The organism is Sphingomonas sp. NFX23 (assembly GCF_049887795.1).
In the GTDB taxonomy this organism is placed as follows: domain Bacteria; phylum Pseudomonadota; class Alphaproteobacteria; order Sphingomonadales; family Sphingomonadaceae; genus Sphingomonas.
In genome coordinates this window covers 339,459-365,720 of record NZ_JAGEKH010000001.1, presented here as the reverse complement: position 1 = coordinate 365,720, position 26,262 = coordinate 339,459, and the positions used below count along the sequence as shown (strand labels likewise).

Genomic DNA, 26,262 nt, shown 5'->3' with positions numbered 1-26,262 from the left:
GCCCCTATGCGCTGGGGGCCCCTCATGCAACCTGTGCATGCAACCGCACGCGTTAATGGCGCGTACAACCGAACCGGTCTATTCGCGCCGCAAATCCTCTGGAGTTAACCCACCGTGCTACGCCAAAGCCTCACCCTTCTCGTCCTCGCCGGCCTTGCAGGCCCGGCGCTCGCGCAGGAAACGCGCGCGTCTGCCTCGGCAAAGTTCAAAGCCGAGTTCGCCGCGTCGGATACCAACAAGGACGGCGTCCTCACGCGCGCCGAAGTGCAGGCACGGATCGGCAACATGAAGGTCGGCGGGCAGGGCCGTCCGGATCCCGTTCACGCCAAGCGTCTCGCCGACCTGTGGTTCACTAGCGCGGACAAGAACAAGGACGGCAAGGTCACGCAGGCCGAAGCGCAGGCTCTGCTCGCGGCGACCTTCGCGAAATACGACGCGAACAAGGACGGCAAGATCGGCGGCGACGAGCGCGCCGCGGCGAAGGCCGACGTGCAGGGCCCGCGCTAAAGCGCAACCGATCCCCCTCCCTGAAAGGGAGGGGTTAGGGGTGGGTCGGCCCGTTTCGCGAGCGTCGCTCATCCCAAGCAGCAGACCCACCCCCAGCCCCTCCCTTCCAGGGAGGGGAGCGGGTCAGCCCTCGCGCAAAGCCCGCTCGCCCTCGATCATGTAATCGCGCGTCAGCGGCAACGTCATCCGGCTCTTCGACAGCTGGATCTGGTAGTTTACCATCCCCCCGGTCCGAAACGCCGCCGCGGCGCCCGCCAGATAGAATGTCCACATCCGGTAGAACCGCTCGTCGTACAAAGCGACGATCGCGTCCTTCGCGGCCACCGTCCGATCATACCAGATGTCGATCGTCAGCGCGTAATGCACGCGCAGCACCTCGATATCGGTCGGGAACATCCGCAGCCCCTCATACCCCTTCACGATCTCCGACAATGCCGGGTTGTAGCCGCCCGGGAAGATGTACTTGGTCGTGAAGGTGTCGGTGACGCCCGGACCACCCATCCGGCCGATCGTGTGGAGCAGCATCACGCCGTCGTCGGTCAGCAGGTCGCGGCACTTGCGGAAGAACGCCTTGTAGTGCGCCGGGCCGACATGCTCGAACATCCCGACCGAGACGATCCGGTCGAAGCTCCCGGTCAGCGCGCGGTAGTCGATCAGCTCGAACTTCACCTTGTCGGCGACGCCAGCCTCCTCGGCCCGCCGCCGCGCGACCTTCAACTGCTCCTCGCTCAGCGTCACGCCCAGCACTTCGGCGCCGGTCTTCGCGTGCAGGTACAGCGCCATCCCGCCCCAACCGCAGCCGATGTCGAGCACGCGCATGCCCGGCTGGATCGCAAGCTTGGCAGCGATATGCGCCTTCTTGTCGTTCTGCGCCTGCTCCAGGCTGTTGCCAGCGTCAGTGAAGTACGCGCAGGAATATTGCCGGTCCGCGTCGAGGAACAGGTCGTACAGGCGATCGGACAGGTCGTAGTGATGCGCGACGTTCTTCTTCGACCGGCGCGCCATGTTCACGCGGTCGACGCGGTGGACGACCTTGTCGAGCAGCTTGATCGGTAGCGAGGGATTGAGCCCACCGCCACGCTCCCAAGGGCTGTTGCCCTTGAGCAGGTTGACCAGATCGCGAATGTCGCCGCGTTCGATGACGAGGCGCCCATCCATGAACGCTTCCGCCGCGCCCAGCGCCGGGTGGCGGACGATCGCGCCGGCGACGCCGGGCTGGGTCAGCCGGATCGTGACCGAGTTATACGCAGCATCGGGCTTGCCGAAATGCTTGGTCGTGCCGTCCGCGTGGATGAGCGTGAGTTCGCCGGTTTTAACCTGCCGCGCCAGGAAACGATCGAAAAGGGCCATGCCGCGTTAGCTAATGACTGGTACGGAATTGCGCTACCCCTCGGGGCGGCTCAGATGCCTGCGTACCAGTCATAATCCACGTTATCTTCCCAATAGCCCCCTTTGCCCTTGCCGATCCCGGCGAGGCTGACGACCGCGTCGATCGCCATGACGTATTTAGCGTGCTTGTAGCCGAGCTGTCGTTCGACCCGTAGCCGGACGGGCGCGCCGTGCGCGACGTCGAGCACCTGATCGTTCAACGCCCACGCCAGGATCGTCTGCGGATGGAACGCATCGACCAGATCGACCGATTCGTAATAATTCGCGCCGCCGAACAGGTCGGCGCAGGTGAACACGATGTAGCGCGCGGACTTCTGCAACCCCGCAGCGGTCAGCAGCGCACCGAGCTTCGGCCCCTGCCATTTGCCGATCGCGCTCCAGCCCTCGACGCAATCGTGGCGCGTGATCTGCGCACGCGATGGCATCTGGCGGAGTTGCGGCAGCGACACCGACAGCGGCCGATCGACCAGCCCACCGACCTTCAGCCGATAGTCCGCAAAATTGTTGGCGACCATCGTGGTATACTCCGCGGTCCCCGGGTTGCTCGTCCCGTTCGAGCGGAAGATCGGCGACATCTGCGCCGGGCTGAACTCGGGCGCGAGCGCGTTGCGGTTGGTCAGCGCGCGTTGCAGTCCGCGATTCATGTCCTCGCCCATGAACAGGATCTTCCGCGCCTCCGGGTTCGCGGCGATCTTGTCGCAGCCGGCCAGCAGCGCGCCTGCACCGATGCTCGCGCCCATGACGAGCGAGCGGCGGGTAATCAGCGAACTCATGCGACGTCCTCCGACGGGTGGGCGGGCACTTTCCAACGCCCGGTAATCATCGACCGCACCTCGTTCCAGGTCCCCGCAAGGATCACCAGCGCGAGATGCGCGATGATGAACAGCACCAGCCCGGTGGCGGCGATGAAGTGGATCGAGCGCGCCGACTGCCGCCCACCGAACACCTCAAGCAGCCACGGCCATGCCGCATCCATTCCCGGCGACATCGTCAGCCCGGTCAGGATCATCACCGGGATCAGTACGAAAATCGTCACCACGTACGACAGCTTCTGGAGGATATTGTACGCGCCCGGCTTCCTGGGATCGTGGAAGCGGAACGCGAGATGCTCCTTCACGTCGTGCGCCACTTCGCGCGGCGACAGGTCGGCCGCCCGCACGCGAAGATCGCGCTGGAAATGCTTGTTGATCAGGCTGACGATCATGAACCCGAGCAGCGCGAAGGCGAGCACCAGCGCGAACAGCAAATGCCAGCGCCGCGACAATGCCAGGTTGTAGCCCGCCGGGATTGTCAGGAGGTTGAGCAGCGACACCAGCCAGCTCGGCCACTGGTCGAGCGTCGTCCACGCGGTATCGAAATTCGCGCCATACCGTCCCCAATACAGCCGCGGATGTGCCTTGAGGATGCCGATCCCGCTGCCGATCATGATGAACATCGTCACCACCGTCACCCAGTGCCAGACGCGCGTCGCCAATCGGTGGCGCTTGATGACCGGGGTGCTGATAGTCGGGGCAGTGGGATCGTTCATGCTCGACCTTCGCTATAGGCAGTCGGACCGTGACATAGCAGGAATACATGTATGACCGAATGGCATTCTTACGAGCCCGCGAACGGCCATCGCCTGCCGCACGATCCCCTCAACGCGATCGTCGCGCCGCGGCCGATAGGCTGGGTCAGCACCGTATCCCCCGACGGCGTGCCGAACCTCGCGCCGTACAGTTTCTTCAACCTGTTCAACTACACCCCGCCGATCATCGGCTTCTCGTCGATGGGCTGGAAGGACAGCGTCGCCAATATCGAGGCGACCGGCGAGTTCGTCTGGAACCTCGTCACGCGCGATCTCGGCGAGGCGATGAACGCGACCTCGGCGAGCGTGCCGGCCGACGTCGACGAGTTCGCGCTGGCAGGGCTAGAGATGGCGGCCTCGACGAAGGTCAAGCCAGCACGCGTGGCCGCCTCGCGTGCGCAGTTCGAGTGCAAGCTCACGCAGCTGATCCGGCTTGAGACCAAGGAAGGCCGCGAGCTCGACCAGTGGCTGGTGCTCGGCGAGGCGGTCGCGATCCATATCGACTCGGCGATGCTGGAGAACGGTGTCTACCAGACCGCCCGCGCGAACCCGATCCTGCGCGGCGGCGGCCCTGCGGATTACTTTGCGATCACGGAGGATTCCTTGTTCAAGATGCGCCGCCCGGGGTGATAGAGGGTGCATGTTGCGATGCAGCATTGTGCCGCCGCAGCGACCCTGAGAAAGCGATACCCCATGAAACCTGTCGATACGCGCATGGCGCTGCTCGCGCTCGCCGTCGGCGGGTTCGCGATCGGGACCACCGAGTTCGCGGCGATGAGCCTGTTGCCGCAGTTCGCACGCGGGCTCGGGATCGACGAGCCGACCGCTGGGCATGTTATTAGCGCATACGCGCTAGGCGTGGTCGTTGGCGCGCCGACGATCGCGGTGCTGGCGGCGAAGATCGAGCGGCGGGTGTTGCTGATCGGGTTGATGACCTTCCTCGGGATCGCCAACGGCCTGTCCGCGCTCGCGCCGACCTATCATCTGATGCTGCTCGCCCGGTTCCTGAGTGGCCTGCCGCATGGCGCGTATTTCGGCGTCGGATCGCTTGTCGCGGCGTCGATGGTGCCGCGCGAGAAGCGGTCGCGCGCGGTGTCGCGGATGATGCTCGGGCTGACGATCGCGACGATCGCTGGCGTGCCACTGGCGAACGGCATCGGTCAGTGGTTCGGCTGGCGCTGGGGGTTCGGGATCGTCGCGATCATCGCGGCCGCGACGGTGGCGATGCTGTTTCGGTTCGCGCCGGTCTTGCGGCCTGCCAAGGATGCGAGCCCACTGGGGGAACTCGCTGCACTGCGTAACGGGCAGGTGTGGCTGACGCTCGCCATCGGTGCGGTCGGGTTTGGCGGAATCTTCTGCGTCTACACCTATCTCGCTTCGACGTTGACCGAAGTGACGGGCGTATCGTCCGCATTCACGCCGGTGGCCTTCGCTTTGTTCGGCGTCGGCATGACGATCGGGACTTTGGTCTGCGCGAAGGCGGCCGACGTGGCGCTGATGCCGGCGGCGGGGATTACGTTGCTGTTCGGGGCAGGAGCGCTCGCGCTCTACGCGCCGGCGACGCCGCATCTGTGGGCGATGCTGCCGGTGGTGGTGTTGATCGGGTGCGGGGGCGGGTTGTCGACGATTCTCCAGACGCGACTGATGGACGTCGCGGAGGAGGCGCAGACCTTGGCGGCGGCGCTCAACCATTCCGCGTTCAATACGGCCAATGCGCTTGGGCCTTGGCTTGGCGGGCTGGCGATCGCGGGTGGGTATGGGTTGCCGTCGACTGGGTGGGTCGGGACGGCGCTGGCGCTTGGCGGGTTTGTGATCTGGGCGGTGTCTTGGGGACTGGATCGCCGGCGGGTATGAATGATGTTCCGCCGAGTACTGTTCTCCCGCGAAGGCGGGAGTCCAGGATTGCAGGCGGTGGCGCTGGTGGCTCCTGGACCCCCGCCTTCGCGGGGGAACTGCTCTATTGAGGACGTATCGATCCTACCAAGCTGCCACCACCCCGGCGAAGGCCGGGGCCCAGTTCGGGGACGGTGCTAACTAAGGGCAGCGCATCGTTACAACGACCTTGCCAACTGGGCCCCTGCCTTCGCCGGGGTGGTGCAGATGGGTGTGGGTCGCGTTCGTACCGGAACGGGCGGTGCTAATCGTTCGTGAGGGGGCCGCTCGGTAAGTCCGTCAGCCCCGACCAATCACCGCGCGATGTCGCGCTTGGCGAGCTGCTTGTTCAACCCCAGAGCGATCAACGTGAACACCGCGCCCGAAAACAGGTACGCGCCGCTCGCCGCCAGCCCCAGCTTGCTCGTCAGCAACAGCGCCGCGAGCGGAGCGAACCCGGCACCGAACAGCCACGCCAAATCGGTCGTCAGCGCCGAGCCCGTATAACGATGCTGCGGCGACAGGCTCGAGGCGATCGCGCCCGAGGACTGGCCGAACGACAGGCCGAACAGCAGGAAGCCGACGCCCATGAACAGACGCTCGCCGACGTCGCCGCCATCGAGCAGCTTCGGTGCGGCGATTGCGAACAGCGCGATCAGCACCGCGATCGTGCCCAGCATCGTGCGACGCCCGAACCGGTCCGCGAGCAGCCCCGACACCAGCATCGCGCCAATGCCGATCACCGCGCCGATCACCTCGACCACCAGGAAGCGCGCCGGTGCCTCACGCGTGAACAGCACGACCCACGACAGCGGGAACACCGTGACCATGTGGAACAACGCGAAGCTCGCGAGCGGGACGAACGAGCCGAGCCAGATCGCCTTCCACTGCGATTGCACGGTCTCGACCACCGGTGCGGGCTCGAGCTCGCGCTTGGCGTACATCTCTTCAAACTCGGGCGTCACGACCAGGCGAAGACGAGCGAACAGTGCGACGACGTTGATCGCGAACGCCACGAAGAACGGATAGCGCCAGCCCCACGAGAAGAAATCCTCGGTCGGCAACGCAGCGACGAAGAACGCGAACAGGCCGCTGGCGACCAGCAGGCCGATCGGCGCACCCAGCTGCGGCAGCATCGCGTACCAGCCGCGATGCTTTTCCGGCGAGTTCAGCGACAGCAGCGAGGCGAGACCATCCCAGGCGCCACCAAGCGCGATCCCTTGGCCGATACGGAGCAGCGCGAGGATCGCGACCGACCAGTTGCCGACCGAATCATAGCTCGGGATGAACCCCATCGCGACCGTCGACGTGCCGAGCAAGAAGATCGAGATCGTCAGCTTGACGCTGCGGCCATAGGCGCGGTCGACCGCGATGAAGATTACCGTGCCGATCGGCCGGGCGAAGAATGCCAGCGCGAACACGGCGAACGAATACAGCGTGCCCTGCAACCGGTCGACATACGGGAAGACCAAGGTCGGGAACACCAGCACCGAGGCGATCGCATACACGAAGAAGTCGAAGAATTCCGAGGTGCGGCCGATCACCACGCCGATCGCGATCACGCCGGGCGTGACGTGCTCGCCGTCGCTGTGGATACTGCGAGCATCGGCTTCGAAGCTCGTCTCGGGGACTGTATTTGCACTCATTCTTCAACTCGCTCTTCAGGGCGCGAACCCGATGATACGCTGTTCCGGCGGATGCGGGCAGATATATTCCGCGCCAATCTCCCGCGCCCAATGCGGGCAGGGGTGATCTATGCTACTCCGGGCGACGATAAAGTCATGCCGATGTTGCAGTGCAGCGCCCATTGGACAAATTGTCCACTGTAGCGCAGCGCAACCGAGGCGTAGGGGGACCGAATGACCGTCGTGACACAGCTTTCCCGCACCAAAATCTCGGCTCGAAAATGGTTGGTGGCCATGCCCTTGGCACTGCTCACCAGCGGTTGCGACTGGGTAGTGATGTCGCCATCCGGCGATATCGCAGTGCAGCAGCGCGACTTGGTGCTGATCTCGACCGGGCTGATGTTGCTGATCATCGTTCCGGTGATTTGCCTGACGCTGTTCTTCGCGTTCCGGTATCGCCAGTCGAACAAGGCCGCCAAGTACGAACCCAACTGGGATCACTCGGTCGGCCTCGAGCTGCTGATCTGGGGCATCCCCCTGCTGATCATCATCGCGCTCGGTGCGCTGACCTGGACCAGCACGCACCTGCTCGATCCGTACCGCCCGCTCGGCCGGATCAAGCCGGACACGCCGACGCTCGCGAACAACGTGCCGGTCGGCAACCTGGTCGACAAGCAGCAGGCGGGCAACGGTCCGAACGGCGCCGGCAAGCCGCTCGAGGTGCAGGTCGTCGCGCTCGATTGGAAGTGGCTCTTCATCTATCCGGAATACGGCATCGCCACGGTCAACGAGTTGGCTGCGCCGGTCGATCGGCCGATCCGCTTCCAGATGACCTCGTCGTCGGTGATGAACGCGTTCTACATCCCCGCGCTCGCCGGCATGATCTACACGATGCCCGGCATGCAGACGACGCTGAACGCGGTGATCAACAAGCCCGGCAACTATGAGGGCTTCTCGTCCAACTATAGTGGCGCGGGCTTCTCGGGGATGCGCTTCCGCTTCCACGGCGTCAGCGACGCGGGCTTCGATGCCTGGATCAACCAGGTCAAGCAGCGTGGCGGCGGCCTCAATCGCGCGAGCTATCTCCAGCTGGAGAAGCCGAGCGAGAAGGTCCCGGTCCGCTACTACAATGCGGTCGAGCCGAACATGTTCAAGCTGGTCGTCGAGCAGTGCGTCCAGCCCGGCAAGGTCTGCATGTCGCAGATGATGCACGGCGGCAAAGGCGGGGGGGACTCGCACGCTGGCATGGCGATGCCCGGAGTCAATGGCGGCAAGGGCCCGCAGGACACCGGTCATCCCGAAGGCGCGTTGATGAAGGACGCGAACGAAAAGGGTAGCGGCAACCACTGGACCGCGCCTGCCGACATCAAGAAGGACGGCGCTAACGGCGCGCCCGGCTCGCAGCAGAACCGCAATCACACGATGCTGACCCCCTCCACCATGCCGGGCACGCGCCCCGTCGCGAACGGCTAGAGAAACCATCATGAACGACACCCTGTTGAAGACTATCTTCGGCCGCCTGACCCTGGAGTCGCTGCCGCTGCACGAACCGATCGTCGTCGCCACCTTCGCGATGGTGGCGATCGGCGGGCTCGGTCTCGTCGCCGCGCTGACCTATTTCAAGGTCTGGGGCTATCTGTGGAACCAGTGGTTCACCAGCGTCGATCACAAGAAGATCGGCATCATGTACATCATCCTGGCGATCGTCATGCTGCTGCGCGGGTTCTCCGACGCGATCATGATGCGCGCGCAGCAGGCGATGGCGTTCAACGGGTCCGAAGGATATTTGACCGCGCATCACTACGACCAGGTGTTCACCGCACACGGCGTGATCATGATCTTCTTCGTGGCGATGCCGCTGGTCACGGGGCTGATGAACTACGTCGTCCCGCTCCAGATCGGTGCGCGCGACGTGTCGTTCCCGTTCCTCAACAATTTCAGCTTCTGGATGACCGCGGCGGGTGCCGTGATCGTCATGATGTCGCTGTTCATCGGTGAGTTCGCACGGACCGGCTGGCTCGCGATGCCGCCCCTTTCTGGACTGGCGTATTCGCCGGACGTCGGTGTCGATTACTATATCTGGGCGCTGCAGATCGCGGGCATTGGGACGCTGTTGTCCGGCGTCAATCTGGTCGCGACCATCGTCAAGATGCGTGCGCCCGGCATGACCATGATGAAGATGCCGATCTTCGTCTGGACGTCGCTGTGCACCAACATCCTGATCGTCGCCGCCTTCCCGGTGCTGACCGCGGTTCTCGCGATGCTGTCGCTCGATCGCTACATCGGCACCGCGTTCTTCACGAACGACTCGGGCGGCAATCCGATGATGTACGTCAACCTGATCTGGATCTGGGGTCACCCCGAGGTCTACATCCTGGTCCTGCCGGCGTTCGGCATCTTCTCGGAAGTCACCTCGACCTTCTCGGGCAAGCGCCTCTTCGGCTACAGCTCGATGGTCTATGCGACGCTCGTCATCACGATCCTCGCCTATCTCGTCTGGCTGCACCACTTCTTCACGATGGGCTCGGGCGCGAGCGTGAATTCGTTCTTCGGCATCACCACGATGATCATCTCGATCCCGACAGGGGCCAAGATCTTCAACTGGCTGTTCACGATGTATAAGGGTCGGATCCGGTTCGAACTGCCGATGATGTGGACGATCGCCTTCATGGTGACCTTCACGATCGGCGGCATGACCGGCGTGCTGCTCGCGGTGCCGCCAGCCGATTTCGTGCTGCACAACTCGCTGTTCCTGGTCGCGCATTTCCATAACGTGATCATCGGCGGCACGCTGTTCGGCATGTTCGCCGGCATCAACTACTGGTTCCCCAAGGCGTTCGGCTTCAAGCTGGACAAGAAGTGGGGCACGGTATCCTTCTGGTGCTGGGTGGTCGGCTTCTACTTCGCGTTCATGCCGCTCTACGTGCTTGGCCTGATGGGCGTGACCCGCCGGATGCGCTATTTCGACGATCCGAATCTGCAGATCTGGTTCGTCATCGCCGCCTTCGGTGCAGCCTTGATCGCCGCCGGCATCGGTGCCTTCCTGCTCCAGATCTTCGTCAGCATCCGCAACCGCGAGGCGCTGGCCGATCACAGCGGCGATCCGTGGAACGGCCGCACGCTGGAGTGGGCGACCTCGTCGCCGCCGCCGGAGTACAACTTCGCGTTCACGCCGATCGTCCACGACCTGGACGCCTGGTACGACATGAAGGATCGCAAGCACGAGCGGCCTGTGACCGGCTTCAAGTCGATCCACATGCCGAGCGGCACTGGCACGGGCGTCGTGCTCGCCGGTCTCAGCGTGGCGTTCGGGTTCGCGATGATCTGGTACGTCTGGTGGCTCGCGGGGCTGGCACTCGCCGGTATCTTCGGCACCACCATCTTCCACACGTTCAACTATAAGCGCGACTTCCACATCCCGGTCGAGGACGTGATCGCCACCGAGAACGCGCGCACCCGCCAGCTCGCGACCCAGGGAGCCTGACGCGATGTCCGCAATACCCATGAAGGATGGCCTGAACGAGACCGAGAAGGTCTCGTTCTACGACATCGAGGAGCATGAGCATCCCGACGGCGCCAGCACGATGCTGGGCTTCTGGATGTACCTGATGAGCGATTGCCTCATCTTCGCGGTGCTGTTCGCGGCCTATGCCGTGCTCGGCAACAGCTACGCCGGCGGTCCCAGCCCGAAGGAGATCTTCGAGCTGCCGCTGGTGGCGGTGAACACCGCGATGCTGCTGTTCTCGTCGATCACCTACGGCTTCGCGATGCTGTCGATGGAGGAAGGTCGCCAGCGCGTCATGCAGATGTGGCTGGTCTTCACCGGCCTGTTCGGCCTCGCGTTCCTGTCGATCGAAATGTACGAGTTCGCCAACCTCATCCATGAGGGTGCGGGCCCGACCCGCAGCGCGTTCCTGTCGTCGTTCTTCACGCTCGTAGGCACGCACGGCCTTCACGTCACGATGGGCCTGATCTGGCTCGTCACGCTGATGGTCCAGGTCCAGAAGCACGGCCTGATCGCCGCGAACAAGCGCCGCCTCATGTGCCTCAGCATGTTCTGGCATTTCCTCGACGTCATCTGGATCGGCGTCTTCACCTTCGTCTATCTGATGGGCACCCTGCGATGAGCGATCCCCAAGCACCGGCGAACAATCCGCACGCCGATCACGACCATGACAATGGTGCAGCACACGGCACCCGTGGCAGCTACCTCAAGGGGTTCTTCCTCTCGGTCATCCTGACCGCGATCCCGTTTTGGGCGGTCATGACCGGCGCGTTCAAGGATCCGTCGACCGCGGCGCTCGTCGTGATGGTCTTCGCGGTCGCGCAGATCGTCGTCCACATGATCTACTTCCTGCACATGAGCGGCAAGTCGGAGGGCGGCTGGACGATGATGGCGCTGATCTTCACGATCATCCTCGTCGTCATCACGCTCAGCGGATCGATCTGGGTGATGTACCACATGAACACGAACATGATGCCGATGCAGGCCGCGGCAGACATGTGATGAGGACGCGACCGGGCCCTGCCGTCTATGTCGCAGGCCTGGTCGCGCTGCTGCTGTTCGCCGGGTTCATGGCGCTCGGCATCTGGCAGGTCGAGCGCCGCACCTGGAAGCTCAACCTGATCGAACAGGTCGCGGCGCGTGCACACGCCGCGCCGGTCGCCCCGCCCGGACCCGCTTCCTGGGGCGCGATTACCGCCACCACGGATGCCTATCGCCGCATCCGGCTCGACGGGACCCTCGACAATACTCGCGAAACGCTGGTCCGCGCGGCAACCGCGCTCGGTAGCGGTTATTGGGTCGTGACCCCCTTGCGGACCGCCCAAGGCTTCACCGTCCTCGTCAACCGCGGCTACGTCTCGCCCGAGCAGCGCGTCGCGCATACCAAGCCCAGCGGCCCCATCACGATCACCGGCTATCTCCGCATCACCGAGCCCGGCGGCGGCTTCCTGCGTCACAACGATCCCGCCACCGGCAAATGGTATTCGCGCGACGTTGCCGCGATCGCCAGCGCACGCGGCCTGTCGAACGTAGCGCCCTATTTCGTCGATGCGGACAAGTCCGGCACTGCCGCCCCGGTCGGCGGCCTGACGATCATCGCCTTCCCCAACAACCATCTCGTCTACATGCTGACGTGGTTCGCGCTCGCCGCGATGACGATCGGTGCGTTCGTCGTGTTCGTCCGCCAGGATGCGCGCAAGCGGCTAGAGGCGGCATGACCTCGGAGGCGGCACGCCAAGGCTGGCAACGCTGGCTCGCGCTCGCCACCGCGCGCACTGACGCGACCGGCAACGCCAACATGCGTCAGCTGGTGACGCTGCGCTGGATCGCGGTCGCCGGCCAGTTCGTCACCATCTTGTTCGCGCGCTTCGGTCTCGGCTTCGACCTCCCCCTCGTGCCGATGATGGCCGCGCTCGCCGCCGCCGTGGGCCTCAACCTCGCGAGCATGCCGCTGTACGGCTGGCGCAAGGGCGCGAACATCCAGCTGCTGCTCGCGCTGCTGTTCGACGTCGGCCTGCTCACCACGCAGCTTTATCTGGCGGGCGGCGCGACCAACCCGTTCATCTCGCTCTATCTGCTCCATGTCGTGCTTGGCGCGGTGCTGCTCGATCGCTGGTCGAGCTGGGCGATCGTCGCCGTCACCGCGGCGTGTTTCGGCGTGCTCACGCTCTATTACCGCCCGCTGATCCTGCCCCCCGATTACAGCGGCGAGTATTTCCTGCTCTACACGATCGGCTCGCTGCTCTGCTTCATGCTGATCGCGACGCTGCTGATGCTATTCATGACGCGTATCACCGGCAATTTGCGCGCCCGCGACACGCGCCTCGCCGACCTTCGCCAGCAGGCCGCGGAGGAGGATCACATCGTCCGCATGGGGCTCCTGGCATCCGGCGCAGCGCACGAACTCGGCACGCCGCTCGCATCGATCGCCGTGATCCTAGCCGACTGGCGCCGCATGCCGACGCTCGCGCAGGACGCCGACCTCCAGGCCGAGATCGTCGAGATGCAATCCGAGGTCCAGCGCTGCAAGGCGATTGTCACCGGTATCCTTCTATCGGCCGGCGAAGCGCGCGGCGAAGCGCCCGAGATCATGCCGCTCCACCAGCTCCTCGACGGAATCGTCGACGAATGGCGCGCGGTGCACCCGTCGGTCGATTTCGACTATACCACGCGAGTCGGCGACGATCCCCAGGTCGTCTCCGACCCCGCATTGAAACAGGTGATCGCCAACGTGCTCGACAACGCCGCCGAAGCCTCGCCGCATTGGGTCGCCTTCCGCGGCGAACGCACCGACGGCGACCTCGCGCTGATCGTCCGCGACCGCGGCCCCGGCTTCAGCGACGAACGGCTCGCGAGCTTCGGCAAACCCTATCAGTCGAGCAAGCGCGAACCCGGCCACGGCCTTGGCCTGTTCCTCGCCGTCAACGTCATGCGCAAGCTCGGTGGCGGCGTGTCGGTGGTAAACTGCGAAGGCGGCGGCGCCGAAGTCACGATCCGCATGCCCCTCTCCGCGATCGCGCTGTCATGACCGAACCGAAACTCCTGGCCATCGTCGAGGACGACGAGACGTTCGCCCGCACGCTCCGTCGTTCGTTCGAACGCCGCGGCTACGAGGTCATGCAGGCGGCCAGCCACGAGGAACTCGTCGAGCAACTCGCCGAGCGCACGCCCCGTTACGCCGTCGTCGACCTGAAGCTCGGCGGCGCGTCCGGCCTCGTCTGCGTCCAGACGCTCCATGCGCACGACCCCGAGATCCTCGTCGTCGTCCTCACCGGCTTCGCCAGCATCGCCACCGCGGTCGAGGCGATCAAGCTCGGCGCGTCGCACTATCTCGTCAAACCCTCGAACACTGATGATATCGAAGCCGCGTTCGACCGCACCGAGGGCAGCGTCGACACCGAATTGTCCGAACGCCCGACCTCGATCAAGACGCTCGAATGGGAGCGCATCCACACCACGCTCGCCGAAACCGACTTCAACATTTCGGAGACCGCGCGCCGCCTCGGCATGCATCGCCGCACGCTCGCGCGAAAGCTCGAGAAACGCCCGGTAAAATAGCCGCAACGCTTCGGCGAAGGCGCGCGTTGTCGTTCGATGCCAGCGCCAAAACCCTCACGACTCTGGCAGCCGAAGCGACTGCTTGCGACCCCGTCGGCGCTGACGTGGGATCACGGTGCCGAGATCGCCGCGCGCGCAACAGCGCTGGGCGTCCCGGTCACGACGCTACCGAGCGACCGCCTCAAGCTCGACTTCCCCGACGATTCCCGCCGCGCCTATGCCGAAGCCAAGGCCACGCTGGCGCTGGTCGTCGCGCCACCTTCGAAGCGGAAACTCCAGCCGATCGCCCCCAGCGCGGACTGGCGGATCGACCTCGCCGAGGGTTGCCCAGCGCATTGCGGCTATTGCTACCTCGCCGGCTCGCTCAAGGGGCCGCCCATAACGCGCGTCTATGCGAACCTCCCCGAGATCCTCGCCGAACTCCCCGCGCACCTCGGCCAAGGCACCGTCACGTCGCGTTCGACCGCCCGCGCGCACGAAGGCACCACGTTCGAGGCCTCCTGCTACACCGACCCGCTCGGCATCGAGCACGTCACCGGATCGCTCTCCGCGCTTATCGCGCATTTCGGCGCATGGGAGGCGGACGTACAGTTGCGCTTCACCACCAAGTTCGACGCGGTCGAGCCATTGCTGACGCTCGATCACCGCGGCCGCACCCGGATGCGCGCCTCGATCAACCCCGCCGCCTATGCACGCTTCGAGGGTGGCACCAGTCCGGTCGCAGCCCGCCTGCTCGCGCTACGAAGAATGGCGGACGCGGGCTACAAGATCGGCCTGACGGTCGCGCCGATCATCGCCGCCGGAGGCTGGCGCGAGGCGTATGGCGAGTTGCTTGCAGAGGCAGGCCGGGTGCTCGCCGATGTACCCGACGTGACGATCGAACTGATCACCCACCGCTACACCCCCGGATCGAAGGCAGTGCTCGAAACCTGGTATCCCGGCTCGTCGCTCGACCTCAGCATGGCCAACCGCACCGAGAAACGCACCAAGTTCGGTTCGGTCAAATATGTCTACGACGCCGACACGATGCGCGCGCTCCGCAGCTTCTTCCAGGATGAGATCGCCGCCAAGCTTCCGCAGGCCCGCATCCTCTACTGGACCTGACCGCCACGCCCACCGGCAACGCAGCGTTGCCATTCCCGACCTTCCGATCGCCGCGACCGCCGCCTACCTCGAGACTATGACACACACCCGCCAGCCCACGCTCTTCATCCCGCACGGCGGCGGGCCCTGTTTCTTCATGGACGACCCCGCCGGGAACTGGACCGGCATGGCCGCGTATCTCCGGTCGATAGCCGCCTCGCTGCCCGAAAAGCCCAAGGCGATCCTCGTCGTCTCCGGCCACTGGGAAACGCGCGGCTTCGCGTTCAGCGGCGCCGTAACGCCGCCGCTGATCTACGATTACGGCGGCTTCCCCGCGCATACCTACGAGTTGCGCTATGACGCGCCCGGCGATCCTGTCTTGGCCACTCGCGCCGCCGACCTGCTCCGCGGCGCCGGCCTGACCGCCAATGTCGACCCGACCCGCGGCCTCGATCACGGCGTCTTCATCCCGATGAAGGTCGCGTTCCCCGGCGCCGACATCCCGGTCGTCGAGATGTCGGTCGACCGCGATCTCGACCCGGCGCTCCACGCCGCCGCCGGCCGCGCACTCGCCCCGCTGCGCGACGAAGGCGTCCTGATCATCGGCTCGGGCATGAGCTTTCACAACATGCGCGGCTACGGCGACCCGCGTTTCACCGCGCCGTCCGAAGCCTTCGACCAATGGCTGACCGCCGCGGTCGAGTCCGAACCGACCGCCCGGGCGGAATTGCTAGCCAGCTGGGCCGAAGCCCCCGCCGGCCGCCTCTCGCACCCCCGCGAAGAGCATCTCCTCCCGCTGATGGTCGCCGCCGGCGCCTCCGATCAGCCCGGTGCGCAGGTCTACAACGAGCGCGTGCTGCAAACCGCGATTTCCGGCTACCGCTTCAACTAAAGGAATTCCCATGGCTCTTCCCGTCCTGCTCGCGATCTCCGGCAGCCTGCGCCGCGGCTCGTACAATACCGCGATCCTGACCACGCTTGGCGAAGCGATCACCGACAAGGCCGCGCTGACGGTCTTCGCGCTGAACGACGTCCCGCTTTACGACCAAGACGCCGACACCGACACGCCCCCCGCCGCCGTCGCAGCCCTGCGCGCGGCAATCGGCGCCGCCGACGGGATCGTCATCGCCTCCCCCGAATACAATCACGGCATGTCCGGCGTCCTGAAGAACGCGCTCGACTGGGCCTCGCGACCGCACGGCAAGGCGACGCTCACGGGCAAGCCTGTCTTCACGCTTACCTCGTCACCCGGCGCCGTCGGCGGCGCGCGCGCCCACGCGCAACTGAACGAGACGCTCGCGTCGATCGGCGCCCGCACCGTCCTGCGCCCACAAGCCGTCGTCGGCGCGGTCCACGAGAAGATCGCCGACGGTCGCCTGGCCGACCAGCGCACGCTCGACTTCCTCGTCGCCGGCATCGACGATCTGCTCGCCGACATAGCGCAGCCCACCACCGCAGACCGCGAGGCCTCCTGACATGCGCCAAATCCTCAACCAATATCCCGCCCAGCGCGACGACATCGCCGATCTCGTCACCCGCCGCCCGCTACCGGGCCCCGGCCTGCCGCAGGTCGATCCGTTCCTGTTCCTCAACCATCACGGGCCCCAGACCTACCGTCCCGGCAACACCGGCCTCCCGTTCGGCCCGCACCCACATCGCGGCTTCGAGACGGTCAGCTTCATCCTGAAAGGCGAGATGGCGCATCTCGACAGCGGCGGCCACGAAAGCGTCATCCGCGCGGGCGGCGTCCAGTGGATGACCGCCGGCTCGGGCCTGATCCACGCGGAAATCTCGCCCGCCTCGTTCAAGCGCGACGGCGGCCCGCTCGAGATCCTCCAACTCTGGGTCAATCTCCCCGGCCGCCTCAAGATGACCAAGCCCGCCTATACCGGCCTCCAGCGCGAGGACATTCCCACGATCCCGGTCGATGGCGGCACCGTGAACCTGATCTCCGGCACGTTCGCCGGACGACACGGCCCGATCGAATCCCTGACCGACGTCGCGATGATGACGATCGAACTCGAAGCCGGCGCCAGGGTCGACCTGCCAGCCCCAACCGGCCGCGCGGTCTTCTTTTACGTCGTCGCCGGCGCCCCCACGGCTAACGGCACGCCAATCAAGCCGCATCACCTCGCCACATTCGGCAACGAGGGCGACACGATCACCGTCACGACCGAAGCCCCCGCCACGATCCTCTACGGCCACGCCGACCCGATCGGCGAACCCGTCGTCTCCCACGGTCCCTTCGTCATGAACACCCGCGAAGAGATCGTCCGCGCGATCGAGGACTATAACGCGGGCCTGTTCGGCAAGCCGCCCGTCATTCGCTAGAGCGCTTTGCGCACCGGGGGCAGCGCGGCACAGATGTCGGCGCCCCCGGCAGGCACCGTAAAGAACGGCCCCGCCCGGTTCTCGCGCGAGGCGATCCACGCGACGAACCGCGGATTGTCCGCTGCGCGATATTCGAAATGCGGTCGTTCAGCGGCGGGCAGTTCGCTTGCGAGGCGTGCGGACACGATCGGGCTACGCTCCCCCTCGGTCTTGTAGAACCCCAGATCTCCCGTCCCGCGCGGCAGCGACGACAGCCACTCGACCCCGTCGATCACACGTCCGACCACCGCGATGTTCCGGTCCAGCGCCCGCGGCGAATGCCCGATGACGGTATAAAGCTCAGCGCCGCTCCCCGTGCTTGGCGGCAGATCGCGCGCGACGCCGACCATGCCATAGCAATGCGGCACCCACTCGGTCGCGCCATTGCCCGCCAGCGGCCACCCGTCGCGACTATACCCCGCCCATTCGGCATAAGGATCGCGCTGCGACAGCCGCGCCACCGTCGTCGGTCCTGCATGCGAATATTCCGCCGGTGGATTCGCGACGACGCCCGCGACCAACGGTTTCTTCTCCGTCGCATCACCCCATTGCGCGACGTAATTGTCCTGCAACCGGTAGACGCTCGTCCCAGCATCCCACCAATGCGCACGCGCCAACTTGCGTATGTTCGCGACGTGCACCGGCGCATAGCGAGGCGCGAGCCGCACGGTAAACCGGTGCCCATTCGCCAGCGTGAACACCACCAGCTCGTCGTCCGGCACCGCAACCCAGTCCGCCGCAACCGGATCGGACGGGAGCGTCGCGGCGGCCGGAACGGCTTGCGCAAGCATGGCAGCGAGAAGGATATTCAACATCCCCGCAGACTGCCCGAGGCCGTCCCCGCACGCAATCGCTTGCGCGCGCGCGAAACCCGCACTAGCAGACCCGCTTCCAGAGCAATGCGGAGCGGTGGCCGAGTGGTCGAAGGCGCTCGCCTGGAAAGTGAGTATACGTCAAAAGCGTATCGTGGGTTCGAATCCCACCCGCTCCGCCACTGGTTTCCCGACAGAGTCATTCGCGGATATGCGTTGCGAGAAACGATCTCGCAAATGGCCGGCTCCCTGACCACGGTGCTACTGGACTGGCGGCCTCGGCGAAGAGCGGCCGATCTCTCGGTGTTTCAAGTATCGGACAAAGCGGCGCGTCGCGCGTATCGGTCGACGGATATAAGAAACTTAGCGTCGGCCGAGCTTGGTGCCGGTATTACGAAAGCGATCGTAGCGGGGGCACGAAGGCGCGCGTCGACAGCGCAAGGTAGGTCTCAGTCTCCTTCAGCGGCAGTTGATCCGGTTGGACCAACGAGTGCCGCAAGCCGCTGCCCGGATAGCCAAGCAGCCTCGATCCGCGGCCCGAGGAGCCAGTCGCCGCAGGCGCCAAGCCGGATGTCCGCGTTCCAGAACGCACCACGGTCCAGCGCGTTGGTCTTCGCATACCGCCAGCGATGGACGCTGGTCGCGATGATGGCAGGCGACGCGGCACCGATGTGGTCGGCGAAGGCTGCGAGCAATGCCTGTTCGACGACGTCCGGCGTATCTTCGAGATGCGCGCGCGACCAGTCGGCACTGGCCTGAAGTACCCACGCCTCCGGTCCGGTCCGCCCGGGCTTGGCCGAGTTGCGGACGGCGGACCCGATCGCTCCCAAATTCGTCACCCGGTCGTATTCGAGCGGCACCGGACCATCGAACGCCGCCATGACGGTCCAGCACGGATCGGACACCGCGGAGCGGGCCGCATCGGCGAGCGCACCGTCGTGAGCCGCGATCAGGGGCGCGACCTGTTCGGCAGGTACCGCGACGATCGCCGCATCGAACCGTTCGTCGCCGATCCGCCATTCGCCGTCATGCGAGACGCTGTCGATCACCGTGCTCCATCGAACATCCAGGTCGCCCGCCATCGCGCGGACCGGCGCATTCATCGCCTGCGTCCCGACCCAGGCATCGGGCCCCGCAGGCGACCAGCGCGCGACGTGGCCCGCCTGCGCCCAACGATCGACCTGCGCGACGAACGCCGGATCGCGCGCCGTCAGATATTGCGCGCCGTGATCGAACGCGGCCTCGCCCAGCGGCGTGTCGATCCGGCGCGTCGACATCCTGCCACCGGGCCCGCGACCCTTGTCGAACAGGACGGGGTGATGACCCTGGTCGCGTAGTGCATGCGTACAAGACAGGCCTGCCATCCCCGCGCCGATGATCCCAATCCGCATGATACCCCCGTGCCGGCGCGCAACATCCCAGCGTGCAGCGGACCGGACATTCTCAAACGCGAGGATTGTCGATTGGAGCCGAACGAGCGCAGATTTCGTACCAGGTTGCCGGCTCCAGTATGAAGCTTCAGCTTCGGACATCTCCCCCACCGAAGACGACCTGGTTGCGCACGGCAGGTTGGAACAGGCCGTAGAGAAACGGCAGGTTGCCGCCGCTCACCGCATCGAGCGCGGCACGGTGTTCCGGCGGCAGGCGAAGACCGAGTGCGGCGACATTGTCGGTCACCTGTTCGGGCCGGCTCACGCCCATCAACGTCGATGCGACCCCCGGCTGCCCGACCACCCAGGACAACGCGACGCGTGCCGGCGTTTCGCCGATCTCGCCTGCGATGCGCTTGAGTGTTTCGAGGATCTGCCAGTTGCGTTCGGTGAACAGCGTGTCGCCGAACGGATTGTCGCCGTCGAGCCGCTTGTCGTCCGCGGGCCGCGCGGTGTCGTCCGACCCGGCCTGGTTGGGGACGCCTCCCGCCCGCTTCGGACCCGCCTCGACGGTGGCGCGGTCGTACTTGCCGGTCAGCAAGCCATAGGCGAGGGGGCTCCAGGGAACGAGGCCCATGCCCGCCGACCGCGCGAGCGGCAGGTGCTCGGCCTCGACGCCGCGTTCGACCAGCGAGTAGAAATATTGCAGGCCGATCGGCGCCGGATGACCCTGGACGCGGGCCAGGGTGGCGAGTTCGGCGACATACCACGCTGGCGTATTGGATATGCCCCAATAGCGGACCTTGCCCGCTGCGACGAGCGCGGTCATCGTCCGCAGCAATTCCTCGGCGGGGGTGACGCCGTCCCAGACATGCACCCAGTACAGGTCGATGAAGTCCGTCTTGAGCCGGCGGAGCGAACCCTCGACCGAGGCCACTACGTGGCGCGCGCCATTGCCGCCCGCATGATAGCCGCGGCCGGTAGCGAACCCGGATTTCGTCGCGATGACGATCCGGTCGCGCGACGATTGCGCGGCGACGAACGCGCCGACCATCTCTTCCGATCGGCCCCCCGCATAGACGTCGGCGGTATCCACGAAATTGCCGCCGAGATCGGTGTAGCGATCGAACACCGCGCGGCTGCCGCGCTCGTCCAGCCCCCAGCGCGGCGTGCCGAAGGTCATCGTGCCGAGCGCCAGCGGGCTGACGAGCAGGCCGGAGCGGCCAAGTGGACGATAGGTGTCGAGGTTCATGATGGCATCCTGCACTGTGTCGCCTCCAGATGGACGCCGGACCGCCCGAGGATTAGGTCGTCTGGGGCGCATGGGTTGCTGAAGGATGTTCACGAATGGATCGCGATCTCTGGTCGGGTCTCGCGGTGTTCGAGACGATCGTCGAGGCTGGCAGTTTCGCACGGGCGGCGACGCGCCTTGGGTTGTCCGCCTCGGCGCTCAGCCACGCGATGCGATCGCTCGAGACGAAACTGGGCGTTCGACTGCTCGACCGCACCACCCGGTCGCTGGCGCCGACGCCCGCAGGCGAGGAACTGCTGGCACGGTTGAGGCCGGCGATCGCCTCGGTCGCGGGCGCGCTGGCCGATCTCGACAATGTCCGCGAACGACCGGCGGGGCGGATCCGCGTCAGCGCGCACCGGGTTGCCGCCATCTACGCCATCCTGCCGCGGCTGACCGACTTTGCGCGCGCCTATCCCGACATCGCCGTCGAACTGATGGTCGATGACGGGTTCGTCGATATCGTCGCCGACCGCTTCGATTGCGGCGTCCGCCACGCGCAGAGTTTGCAAGCCGACATGATATCGGTCCGGATCAGCGCGCCGGTGCCGCTCGTCTTCGTTGCAGCACCGTCCTATCTCGCCGGGCGTGCCGCACCGGTCGATCCCGACGATCTCTCGGCGCATCGTTGCCTGTGTTACAGGTACACGTCGTCCGGGGTGGTCCACCGCTGGGAATTCGAACGGGATGGCCGGACGTTGGAACGATCGGTCCGCGGCGACTTCACGACCAACGACATCGACGTGATGCGCGACGCCGCGGTGTCGGGGCTGGGCGTAACCTGCCTGCCGCTGCCGCACGCCGCGCTGCACCTGGCCGACGGCACGCTGGTCGAGGTGCTGGCCGGGTGGGCACCCACGCTGGCACCGAACCATCTTTATTATCCCAGCCGACGCCAACCCACCGCCGCCTTCCAGGCCTTCGTAACGGCTATGCGCGCTTGATTGCATGCACGCCGAGGTTGGCTCGCGGAGCGACGGATAGTCGAATGCAGGTGTATCAGCGCGCTTGAATCAGGCTGTCGAGCAGGACCGGCGCGAAGTCGTGAACATCGACGCCGACGTCGAACTGGCGCGGCATCGGTTTCAGCCGACCATGGCTGTGACCATGCAGGTTCAGCGCGCCGCGGTGCTGCCCATTCCAGCTTCGGAACGGATAATGGCACAGGACAAGCTGTCGGCCATCCAGCTCGATTTCCGCATAGTCGCCGACGCTCGCCCATCCGTGCGCCGCCAGCGTCGCATCCGGATCGTTATTGCCACGCAGCAGGTGCTTGCTCCCGTTCAGTCGGGCGAGCAGTTCGGCGACATCCGTCGGGCGACGTGCCACGTCGCCCAGGTGCCACACCACGTCATCGGGGCCGACGACGGCGTTCCAGCGCTCGACCATCGCCGCATCCATTTCGGCGGTGTTGGCAAACGGTCGTCGCGAGATGTTGATCGTGCGATGGTCGCCGAAATGCGTGTCGGCCGTGAAGAATACGCTCATGAGCGCCGCGACGTCCGTTCGTCTGTCATCACGTAGGAACGAGCACCAGCGTCAAAGGTTCGGCGCGATAGCGGCGTGACGCCGGACCCGGGCGTCTTACCCGAACGTCTTACAATGCGTCGAACGTGGACTATCTCGCGGCAACGCATGACGACCGACCGACCCTTGATCCTGGCAATAGGTGACAGCCTGATTGCCGGTTACGGCCTGCAGGCTGCCGATAGTTTTCCCGCACGGTTGCAGGCATCGCTGCAGACGGCACATCCTGGCGCCCGCGTGGTGAACGCCGGGGTGTCGGGCGATACCACTGCCGACGTGCTGCGGCGCCTGCCCCGCTTGCTGTCCGCGCTCGACCAGCGGCCCGTACTCGCGATCCTTCAGGTGGGACCGAACGATGTCCTGCGGCAGATCCCGGTGGCGCGTACGCGGGCGAACCTCGAGCAGATCCTGCTGAGCCTGGGTAGCTGCGGCATCCCCGTGTTGCTGACCACCGTCGATCCCCCGGCGTTCATCCGTGATCGCGCTGCGGCGTATCTTGGCATCCACGCGGGGTTGGCTGCCGAGCATGGCGCGACCGTCTGGCCGTTCTTTCCGCCCGGCGTGTTGGGACATTCCGCTATGGTACTGGCGGATCGGGTGCATCCCAACGCCGCGGCGATCGCAGCGGTGGTCGCGGCGATCCTGCCGACCGTAAAGCGGATGCTGTAGTGCCCGTGTTCGAGCGCAACCACGGGCGTTCCCGGATTTCAGCTATGAGGCCGAGTGAGTCATGGTGACGGAGCCCAAATGGTTGAAAGCCGCGCGCGCGAAGCTGGGCACGAAGGAAGCCGCCGGATCGGCCAACAGCGCAACGATCCTGGGTTGGGCGAAGCGCCTGGGGACGAAGATCCTCGGGATGGTCTATAATGCCGACAGCGTCCCGTGGTGTGGGGTGTTCGTCGCCTATTGTCTTCAGGAGGACGGTATCGAGCAGGTCGCTATCGCGGTGCGCGCAACGTCATGGTCGACATGGGGCTCGGCACTGCGGCCGGAGCGGTTGGCTCCCGGCGCGGTGCTGGTGTTCGAGCGTCCGGGGGGTGGGCATGTCGGGTTCTATGTCGGCGAAGACGCGACCGCGTATCACGTCCTCGGCGGCAACCAGGGCGATACCGTCAGCGTAGCCCGGATCGCCAAGGACCGCTGTATCGCGCGACGATGGCCATCTGGCCGTCCCGTCATCGGCAAGCCGGTCCAGATGGCAGCAAGGAAGCCGATCTCCACCGACGAGGCCTGATGCGTCGGGCGACGGCCTGACACGCAACCACCTGGTCGTAATGCGACCGCTGACGACCGCGCCGGCAGGTCAAATCTGCACCAGCGTACGCCGTCGCGTCAGCCTACCGGATGCCGAACCCCGCCGTGCTGTTTGCGCCATCGTCGGTTCGCTCGCGACCGGCCAGGACGTTCTCGAGTTCGGCGAGTGAATGCGGCACGTCGATGTGCTGCGCTCCCAGGAACAGGCGTGATCCATCGCCCTCGGGTACCGCGTGGGTCAGCTTGTCGATATCTACCAGCGCCTTGCCCTGCGGCAGGATCTCGATCTGAACAAATCGCATGTCATTTCCCATCTTGCGTCTGACGGCTCGATTGCCACGCAGGCGATAACGCACGGCTGAACTACGCAATTTTTGTCTCTGCGTCCTCCGACATCTATTCGGTGCGTTGCAGCAGGTCGGCCAGGTCCTGCTTCCAGAACCTGGCTGCAGTGTGGGTGCCGTGGCCACGCGTGTCGGTGCTCTCCGGAATCATCCGGAATCGCGCGCTTTTCATGCGGGCAACGGCGCGTTGTGGGTAGTCGAGATTGCGCGGGTTGATGAAATCGTCGGCCGAGTTGATCCAGGTCGTCGGGGCGGTGATCGCCTCCAGCCGCGACCAGGGCGAATAGGTCCGCGAGGCATCGAGTTGATACACCAGGTCATTGGCATCCGTTCCGTCGATCGACGCCGCGACCCGCTGCTCGGCAAAGGCCTCGGCGGCATCGCGCCCGGGATATTGTTTCTGGAAGAATAGCGGCGCACCACCGGCGACGAACAGCAGGCTGGCGGCGGTGCGCAGGCCCTGTACCGGTGGCGTCCGGTACTCGCCGCCCGCCCAGGCCGGATCGGCCTTGATCCCGTCGATCGCGAGCTTGCGCCACATGCGGTTCAGCCCGGCGATCTCGACAGGTTCGCAGGCGAGCGGCATGAGCGCACGGGCGAACTCGGGGTGCGTCTCGCCCCAGACCAGGCTGTGCATGCAGCCCATCGACGTTCCCATGATCAGCCGCATGCGGCGGATGCCCAGGCCGTCATGGAGCAGCCGGTACTGCGCCTCGACCATGTCGTCATAATCATAGTGCGGGAACCGCATGTGCAGCCCGTCGGACGGCTTGGAGGATTTGCCGTGTCCGATCCCGTCGGGAAGGATGATCCAGTAGCGCGTGATGTCCAGCGGCTGACCCGGGCCGTAGAGTTCGTCGGCGAACTGCGGGCTGAGGAACTGGCGGCCGGTGCCACCCGTACCGTGCAGGACCATCACCGCATTGTCGATTTCACCCCGCGCATTCCGGTGCGGCTGCCCCAGCGTCGTATAGTTGAGGCGCAGTTCCGGCAGAGTCTCTCCCGAGCGGAAGCGAAAGCGGCGGACCGTGAACTGCGCGTCGCGTGCCGGCCATTTCGACGTGGACGGGGCGGTCTTGACCGCGGGCGTAAGCGGCGGCGTCTGGGGGACGGCGGCCTGGAGAAGCAGGAGCGAGAGCAGGAACGACATGACCTATCGTTGCGTCTAAGCGGACCGCGCGCAAGTGGTGTCCCGATACACAGGGGCGAACGTTCGGAGGCCGGGCTTCGATGATGACGCGGCAAACCCGAGGTCGGGATCCGGATTCCAGCGCGAGGACCTCAGTCGTGAAGGCCCGCCACGCCAAGTGTCCCCAGGTTCAAGGTAAGCTGCAGGTTCAGCGCATTGTCCATCTGGGCGCGTGCGCCACCGCGCGCGAACCGATACTGGTTGAGATAGCCGACATCGGCCGTCACCGCCTCGCCGATCGGGAAAGCCAGCCCGACGATGTTGCGCATGCGTTCATACCCGGCGCGCTGGCCCCAGGTCGTACTGTTCGGCAGGAAAAAGCTCTCGTGGCTGACGAACAAGGCCAAACGCTTGGGTCCGAGCGGCAAATTGTACCGCAGCAACGGCCGGATCCGGAAGCCGATCTCGCTACCGTCGGGGTTGAAGCGTTCGTCGAGTCGCAATCGCCCGGCAAAGCGCCCGCTGGTGACCACGATCTGCTGGCGGAGCCGGTCCTCGTCCGGCGCGAGGTTGCGACTGTGAAAGCCGACATGGCGGTAGCCGAATCCAAGCTCGACGCCCTTGGCCAACTGCCAGCCGAGGAGCGCACCGAATTCGGTGGTGTAGATCCCGTCCTGGCGGTCGCTGGTCCGCGCAATCTCCTCCAGCGTCACCCGCAATTTGGGTGCGATGGGAACGACCAAGTTGAGCTGCTCCCACGCCTGCGTATCCTGTTGCTGTGCCCAGGCGGGGGCGGCAACCAGCAACAGCGGCAAAACCGCCAGGGATGGAGCGCGAGACATTGCATGGTGTTGGCACGGCTTTGCCGATGCAGGCAATGGACTGGCGTCGCCTCGGTCCTTTTCATCGATTGCATGCCTGGCAACAATCGTGTGACGCTACGGTGTAGCTCGGCAGCCGCTAAATCGGTTGCGAGAAGATGTGTCTGAAACTGATAAGGCCGGCCCCATGGTTGTGACGCGACATGGTTGAAGGCGGATCGCTGCGAACGATAAGCGT

28 protein-coding genes and 1 tRNA gene are annotated in these 26,262 nt (G+C 65.5%); 18 read left to right on the top strand and 11 right to left on the bottom strand.

The genetic code is table 11. From position 1 onward, the window contains the following. Positions 1–114: 114 nt before the first annotated feature. Positions 115–507, top strand: coding sequence for an EF-hand domain-containing protein (locus J4O76_RS01720; protein WP_426279898.1), 393 nt, complete (start codon positions 115–117; stop codon positions 505–507). A 123-nt stretch (positions 508–630) separates the two neighbouring features. Here the strand turns inward: J4O76_RS01720 and J4O76_RS01715 are convergent, their stop codons facing one another. Genes J4O76_RS01715 through J4O76_RS01705 form a run of 3 tightly spaced genes read right to left on the bottom strand, consistent with a single transcriptional unit; the run spans position 631 to position 3,424 of the window. Then, entirely contained in the window at positions 631–1,857 is a 1,227-nt protein-coding gene (locus J4O76_RS01715; protein WP_426279897.1) for a class I SAM-dependent methyltransferase, read from the bottom strand. A 50-nt stretch (positions 1,858–1,907) separates the two neighbouring features. Next, positions 1,908–2,669, bottom strand: a complete 762-nt coding sequence (locus tag J4O76_RS01710) for a molybdopterin-dependent oxidoreductase (RefSeq protein WP_426279896.1) — start codon at positions 2,667–2,669, stop codon at positions 1,908–1,910. After that, positions 2,666–3,424: a cytochrome b/b6 domain-containing protein gene (locus tag J4O76_RS01705; protein WP_426279895.1), complete on the bottom strand. Its 759-nt coding sequence runs from the start codon at positions 3,422–3,424 to the stop codon at positions 2,666–2,668. Before J4O76_RS01705 ends, J4O76_RS01710 begins: the two co-directional genes overlap by 4 nt. A 51-nt stretch (positions 3,425–3,475) precedes the next feature. Between J4O76_RS01705 and J4O76_RS01700 the strand changes: the two genes are divergently transcribed. Both J4O76_RS01700 and J4O76_RS01695 read left to right on the top strand, forming a co-directional pair. Next, on the top strand, positions 3,476–4,093 hold the full coding sequence (locus J4O76_RS01700; RefSeq protein WP_426279894.1) for a flavin reductase family protein: 618 nt from the start codon (positions 3,476–3,478) through the stop codon (positions 4,091–4,093). A 63-nt stretch (positions 4,094–4,156) separates the two neighbouring features. Next, entirely contained in the window at positions 4,157–5,317 is a 1,161-nt protein-coding gene (locus J4O76_RS01695) for an MFS transporter (RefSeq protein ID WP_426279893.1), read from the top strand. Positions 5,318–5,649: 332 nt separating this feature from the next. Here J4O76_RS01695 and J4O76_RS01690 read toward each other — a convergent pair whose 3' ends face one another. After that, positions 5,650–6,981, bottom strand: coding sequence for an MFS transporter (locus tag J4O76_RS01690; RefSeq protein WP_056490031.1), 1,332 nt, complete (start codon positions 6,979–6,981; stop codon positions 5,650–5,652). Positions 6,982–7,194: 213 nt separating this feature from the next. Here J4O76_RS01690 and J4O76_RS01685 point away from each other — a divergent pair, with 213 nt between their 5' ends. The 11 genes from J4O76_RS01685 (at position 7,195) to J4O76_RS01635 (ending at position 17,437) form a co-directional block, all read left to right on the top strand. Further along, positions 7,195–8,433, top strand: a complete 1,239-nt coding sequence (locus J4O76_RS01685) for a COX aromatic rich motif-containing protein (RefSeq protein ID WP_426279892.1) — start codon at positions 7,195–7,197, stop codon at positions 8,431–8,433. 10 nt (positions 8,434–8,443) lie between these two features. Then, the gene (gene cyoB / locus J4O76_RS01680) at positions 8,444–10,444 is read left to right on the top strand and encodes a cytochrome o ubiquinol oxidase subunit I (protein ID WP_056490025.1); all 2,001 of its coding nucleotides are present in this window, start codon (positions 8,444–8,446) and stop codon (positions 10,442–10,444) included. A gap of 4 nt (positions 10,445–10,448) precedes the next feature. Continuing rightward, on the top strand, positions 10,449–11,087 hold the full coding sequence (gene cyoC / locus J4O76_RS01675) for a cytochrome o ubiquinol oxidase subunit III (protein WP_244187173.1): 639 nt from the start codon (positions 10,449–10,451) through the stop codon (positions 11,085–11,087). Beyond that, the gene (cyoD, locus tag J4O76_RS01670; protein WP_056063531.1) at positions 11,084–11,467 is read left to right on the top strand and encodes a cytochrome o ubiquinol oxidase subunit IV; all 384 of its coding nucleotides are present in this window, start codon (positions 11,084–11,086) and stop codon (positions 11,465–11,467) included. Before cyoC ends, cyoD begins: the two co-directional genes overlap by 4 nt. After that, the gene (locus J4O76_RS01665) at positions 11,467–12,183 is read left to right on the top strand and encodes an SURF1 family protein (protein ID WP_426279891.1); all 717 of its coding nucleotides are present in this window, start codon (positions 11,467–11,469) and stop codon (positions 12,181–12,183) included. The genes cyoD and J4O76_RS01665 overlap by 1 nt, the downstream gene beginning before the upstream one ends. Beyond that, positions 12,180–13,493, top strand: a complete 1,314-nt coding sequence (locus tag J4O76_RS01660; RefSeq protein WP_056063525.1) for an ATP-binding protein — start codon at positions 12,180–12,182, stop codon at positions 13,491–13,493. The genes J4O76_RS01665 and J4O76_RS01660 overlap by 4 nt, the downstream gene beginning before the upstream one ends. Beyond that, the gene (locus tag J4O76_RS01655) at positions 13,490–14,023 is read left to right on the top strand and encodes a response regulator transcription factor (RefSeq protein WP_056490014.1); all 534 of its coding nucleotides are present in this window, start codon (positions 13,490–13,492) and stop codon (positions 14,021–14,023) included. Before J4O76_RS01660 ends, J4O76_RS01655 begins: the two co-directional genes overlap by 4 nt. Positions 14,024–14,059: 36 nt before the next feature. Then, positions 14,060–15,127 (top strand): spore photoproduct lyase family protein, encoded by a 1,068-nt coding sequence (locus tag J4O76_RS01650; RefSeq protein ID WP_426279890.1) that lies wholly within the window; start codon positions 14,060–14,062, stop codon positions 15,125–15,127. A 76-nt stretch (positions 15,128–15,203) separates the two neighbouring features. Continuing rightward, positions 15,204–15,998, top strand: a complete 795-nt coding sequence (locus tag J4O76_RS01645) for a DODA-type extradiol aromatic ring-opening family dioxygenase (RefSeq protein WP_426279889.1) — start codon at positions 15,204–15,206, stop codon at positions 15,996–15,998. Positions 15,999–16,008: 10 nt separating this feature from the next. Next, complete coding sequence (locus tag J4O76_RS01640) at positions 16,009–16,581, top strand: NADPH-dependent FMN reductase (protein ID WP_426279888.1); 573 nt, start codon at positions 16,009–16,011, stop codon at positions 16,579–16,581. A gap of 1 nt (position 16,582) precedes the next feature. Continuing rightward, positions 16,583–17,437 (top strand): pirin family protein, encoded by an 855-nt coding sequence (locus J4O76_RS01635; RefSeq protein WP_426279887.1) that lies wholly within the window; start codon positions 16,583–16,585, stop codon positions 17,435–17,437. On the opposite strand, the gene J4O76_RS01630 is transcribed toward J4O76_RS01635, so the two are convergent. After that, positions 17,434–18,291 (bottom strand): peptidylprolyl isomerase, encoded by an 858-nt coding sequence (locus J4O76_RS01630; protein ID WP_426279886.1) that lies wholly within the window; start codon positions 18,289–18,291, stop codon positions 17,434–17,436. The two genes, J4O76_RS01635 and J4O76_RS01630, sit on opposite strands and share 4 nt — an antisense overlap. 88 nt (positions 18,292–18,379) lie before the next feature. On the opposite strand from J4O76_RS01630, the gene J4O76_RS01625 reads away from it, so the two are divergent. After that, a tRNA-Ser gene (locus J4O76_RS01625) sits at positions 18,380–18,470 on the top strand. 267 nt (positions 18,471–18,737) lie between these two features. On the opposite strand, the gene J4O76_RS01620 is transcribed toward J4O76_RS01625, so the two are convergent. Further along, on the bottom strand, positions 18,738–19,679 hold the full coding sequence (locus J4O76_RS01620) for an NAD(P)/FAD-dependent oxidoreductase (RefSeq protein ID WP_426279885.1): 942 nt from the start codon (positions 19,677–19,679) through the stop codon (positions 18,738–18,740). A 127-nt stretch (positions 19,680–19,806) separates the two neighbouring features. Beyond that, positions 19,807–20,910, bottom strand: a complete 1,104-nt coding sequence (locus tag J4O76_RS01615) for an aldo/keto reductase (RefSeq protein WP_426279884.1) — start codon at positions 20,908–20,910, stop codon at positions 19,807–19,809. Between the two features lie 95 nt (positions 20,911–21,005). On the opposite strand from J4O76_RS01615, the gene J4O76_RS01610 reads away from it, so the two are divergent. Continuing rightward, the gene (locus tag J4O76_RS01610) at positions 21,006–21,893 is read left to right on the top strand and encodes a LysR substrate-binding domain-containing protein (RefSeq protein ID WP_426279883.1); all 888 of its coding nucleotides are present in this window, start codon (positions 21,006–21,008) and stop codon (positions 21,891–21,893) included. 55 nt (positions 21,894–21,948) lie between these two features. Here the strand turns inward: J4O76_RS01610 and J4O76_RS01605 are convergent, their stop codons facing one another. Beyond that, a complete protein-coding gene (locus tag J4O76_RS01605; protein ID WP_426279882.1) occupies positions 21,949–22,437 on the bottom strand; it encodes a metallophosphoesterase family protein in 489 nt (162 codons plus the stop codon). A gap of 147 nt (positions 22,438–22,584) precedes the next feature. Between J4O76_RS01605 and J4O76_RS01600 the strand changes: the two genes are divergently transcribed. Beyond that, on the top strand, positions 22,585–23,145 hold the full coding sequence (locus J4O76_RS01600) for a GDSL-type esterase/lipase family protein (RefSeq protein WP_426279881.1): 561 nt from the start codon (positions 22,585–22,587) through the stop codon (positions 23,143–23,145). 61 nt (positions 23,146–23,206) lie between these two features. Beyond that, a complete protein-coding gene (locus J4O76_RS01595; RefSeq protein WP_426279880.1) occupies positions 23,207–23,710 on the top strand; it encodes a TIGR02594 family protein in 504 nt (167 codons plus the stop codon). Positions 23,711–23,813: 103 nt separating this feature from the next. Here J4O76_RS01595 and J4O76_RS01590 read toward each other — a convergent pair whose 3' ends face one another. From J4O76_RS01590 to J4O76_RS01580, 3 genes are all read right to left on the bottom strand, one after another. Continuing rightward, positions 23,814–24,032 carry a hypothetical protein gene (locus J4O76_RS01590; protein WP_426279879.1) on the bottom strand — a complete coding sequence of 73 codons (219 nt, stop codon included), beginning with the start codon at positions 24,030–24,032 and terminating at the stop codon, positions 23,814–23,816. Between the two features lie 94 nt (positions 24,033–24,126). Beyond that, positions 24,127–25,224, bottom strand: a complete 1,098-nt coding sequence (locus J4O76_RS01585) for an alpha/beta fold hydrolase (RefSeq protein WP_426279878.1) — start codon at positions 25,222–25,224, stop codon at positions 24,127–24,129. A gap of 131 nt (positions 25,225–25,355) precedes the next feature. Beyond that, the gene (locus J4O76_RS01580) at positions 25,356–26,045 is read right to left on the bottom strand and encodes a DUF2490 domain-containing protein (RefSeq protein WP_426279877.1); all 690 of its coding nucleotides are present in this window, start codon (positions 26,043–26,045) and stop codon (positions 25,356–25,358) included. Positions 26,046–26,262 lie beyond the last annotated feature (217 nt).

Coding starts and splice junctions, on each gene's coding strand:
- J4O76_RS01715 (WP_426279897.1), bottom strand. CDS start 1,857: ATGGCCCTTTTCGATCGTTTCCTGGCGCGGCAGGTTAAAACCGGCGAA.
- J4O76_RS01710 (WP_426279896.1), bottom strand. CDS start 2,669: ATGAGTTCGCTGATTACCCGCCGCTCGCTCGTCATGGGCGCGAGCATC.
- J4O76_RS01705 (WP_426279895.1), bottom strand. CDS start 3,424: ATGAACGATCCCACTGCCCCGACTATCAGCACCCCGGTCATCAAGCGC.
- J4O76_RS01700 (WP_426279894.1), top strand. CDS start 3,476: ATGACCGAATGGCATTCTTACGAGCCCGCGAACGGCCATCGCCTGCCG.
- J4O76_RS01695 (WP_426279893.1), top strand. CDS start 4,157: ATGAAACCTGTCGATACGCGCATGGCGCTGCTCGCGCTCGCCGTCGGC.
- J4O76_RS01690 (WP_056490031.1), bottom strand. CDS start 6,981: ATGAGTGCAAATACAGTCCCCGAGACGAGCTTCGAAGCCGATGCTCGC.
- J4O76_RS01685 (WP_426279892.1), top strand. CDS start 7,195: ATGACCGTCGTGACACAGCTTTCCCGCACCAAAATCTCGGCTCGAAAA.
- cyoB (WP_056490025.1), top strand. CDS start 8,444: ATGAACGACACCCTGTTGAAGACTATCTTCGGCCGCCTGACCCTGGAG.
- cyoC (WP_244187173.1), top strand. CDS start 10,449: ATGTCCGCAATACCCATGAAGGATGGCCTGAACGAGACCGAGAAGGTC.
- cyoD (WP_056063531.1), top strand. CDS start 11,084: ATGAGCGATCCCCAAGCACCGGCGAACAATCCGCACGCCGATCACGAC.
- J4O76_RS01665 (WP_426279891.1), top strand. CDS start 11,467: ATGAGGACGCGACCGGGCCCTGCCGTCTATGTCGCAGGCCTGGTCGCG.
- J4O76_RS01660 (WP_056063525.1), top strand. CDS start 12,180: ATGACCTCGGAGGCGGCACGCCAAGGCTGGCAACGCTGGCTCGCGCTC.
- J4O76_RS01655 (WP_056490014.1), top strand. CDS start 13,490: ATGACCGAACCGAAACTCCTGGCCATCGTCGAGGACGACGAGACGTTC.
- J4O76_RS01650 (WP_426279890.1), top strand. CDS start 14,060: ATGCCAGCGCCAAAACCCTCACGACTCTGGCAGCCGAAGCGACTGCTT.
- J4O76_RS01645 (WP_426279889.1), top strand. CDS start 15,204: ATGACACACACCCGCCAGCCCACGCTCTTCATCCCGCACGGCGGCGGG.
- J4O76_RS01640 (WP_426279888.1), top strand. CDS start 16,009: ATGGCTCTTCCCGTCCTGCTCGCGATCTCCGGCAGCCTGCGCCGCGGC.
- J4O76_RS01635 (WP_426279887.1), top strand. CDS start 16,583: ATGCGCCAAATCCTCAACCAATATCCCGCCCAGCGCGACGACATCGCC.
- J4O76_RS01630 (WP_426279886.1), bottom strand. CDS start 18,291: ATGTTGAATATCCTTCTCGCTGCCATGCTTGCGCAAGCCGTTCCGGCC.
- J4O76_RS01620 (WP_426279885.1), bottom strand. CDS start 19,679: ATGCGGATTGGGATCATCGGCGCGGGGATGGCAGGCCTGTCTTGTACG.
- J4O76_RS01615 (WP_426279884.1), bottom strand. CDS start 20,910: ATGAACCTCGACACCTATCGTCCACTTGGCCGCTCCGGCCTGCTCGTC.
- J4O76_RS01610 (WP_426279883.1), top strand. CDS start 21,006: ATGGATCGCGATCTCTGGTCGGGTCTCGCGGTGTTCGAGACGATCGTC.
- J4O76_RS01605 (WP_426279882.1), bottom strand. CDS start 22,437: ATGAGCGTATTCTTCACGGCCGACACGCATTTCGGCGACCATCGCACG.
- J4O76_RS01600 (WP_426279881.1), top strand. CDS start 22,585: ATGACGACCGACCGACCCTTGATCCTGGCAATAGGTGACAGCCTGATT.
- J4O76_RS01595 (WP_426279880.1), top strand. CDS start 23,207: ATGGTGACGGAGCCCAAATGGTTGAAAGCCGCGCGCGCGAAGCTGGGC.
- J4O76_RS01590 (WP_426279879.1), bottom strand. CDS start 24,032: ATGCGATTTGTTCAGATCGAGATCCTGCCGCAGGGCAAGGCGCTGGTA.
- J4O76_RS01585 (WP_426279878.1), bottom strand. CDS start 25,224: ATGTCGTTCCTGCTCTCGCTCCTGCTTCTCCAGGCCGCCGTCCCCCAG.
- J4O76_RS01580 (WP_426279877.1), bottom strand. CDS start 26,045: ATGTCTCGCGCTCCATCCCTGGCGGTTTTGCCGCTGTTGCTGGTTGCC.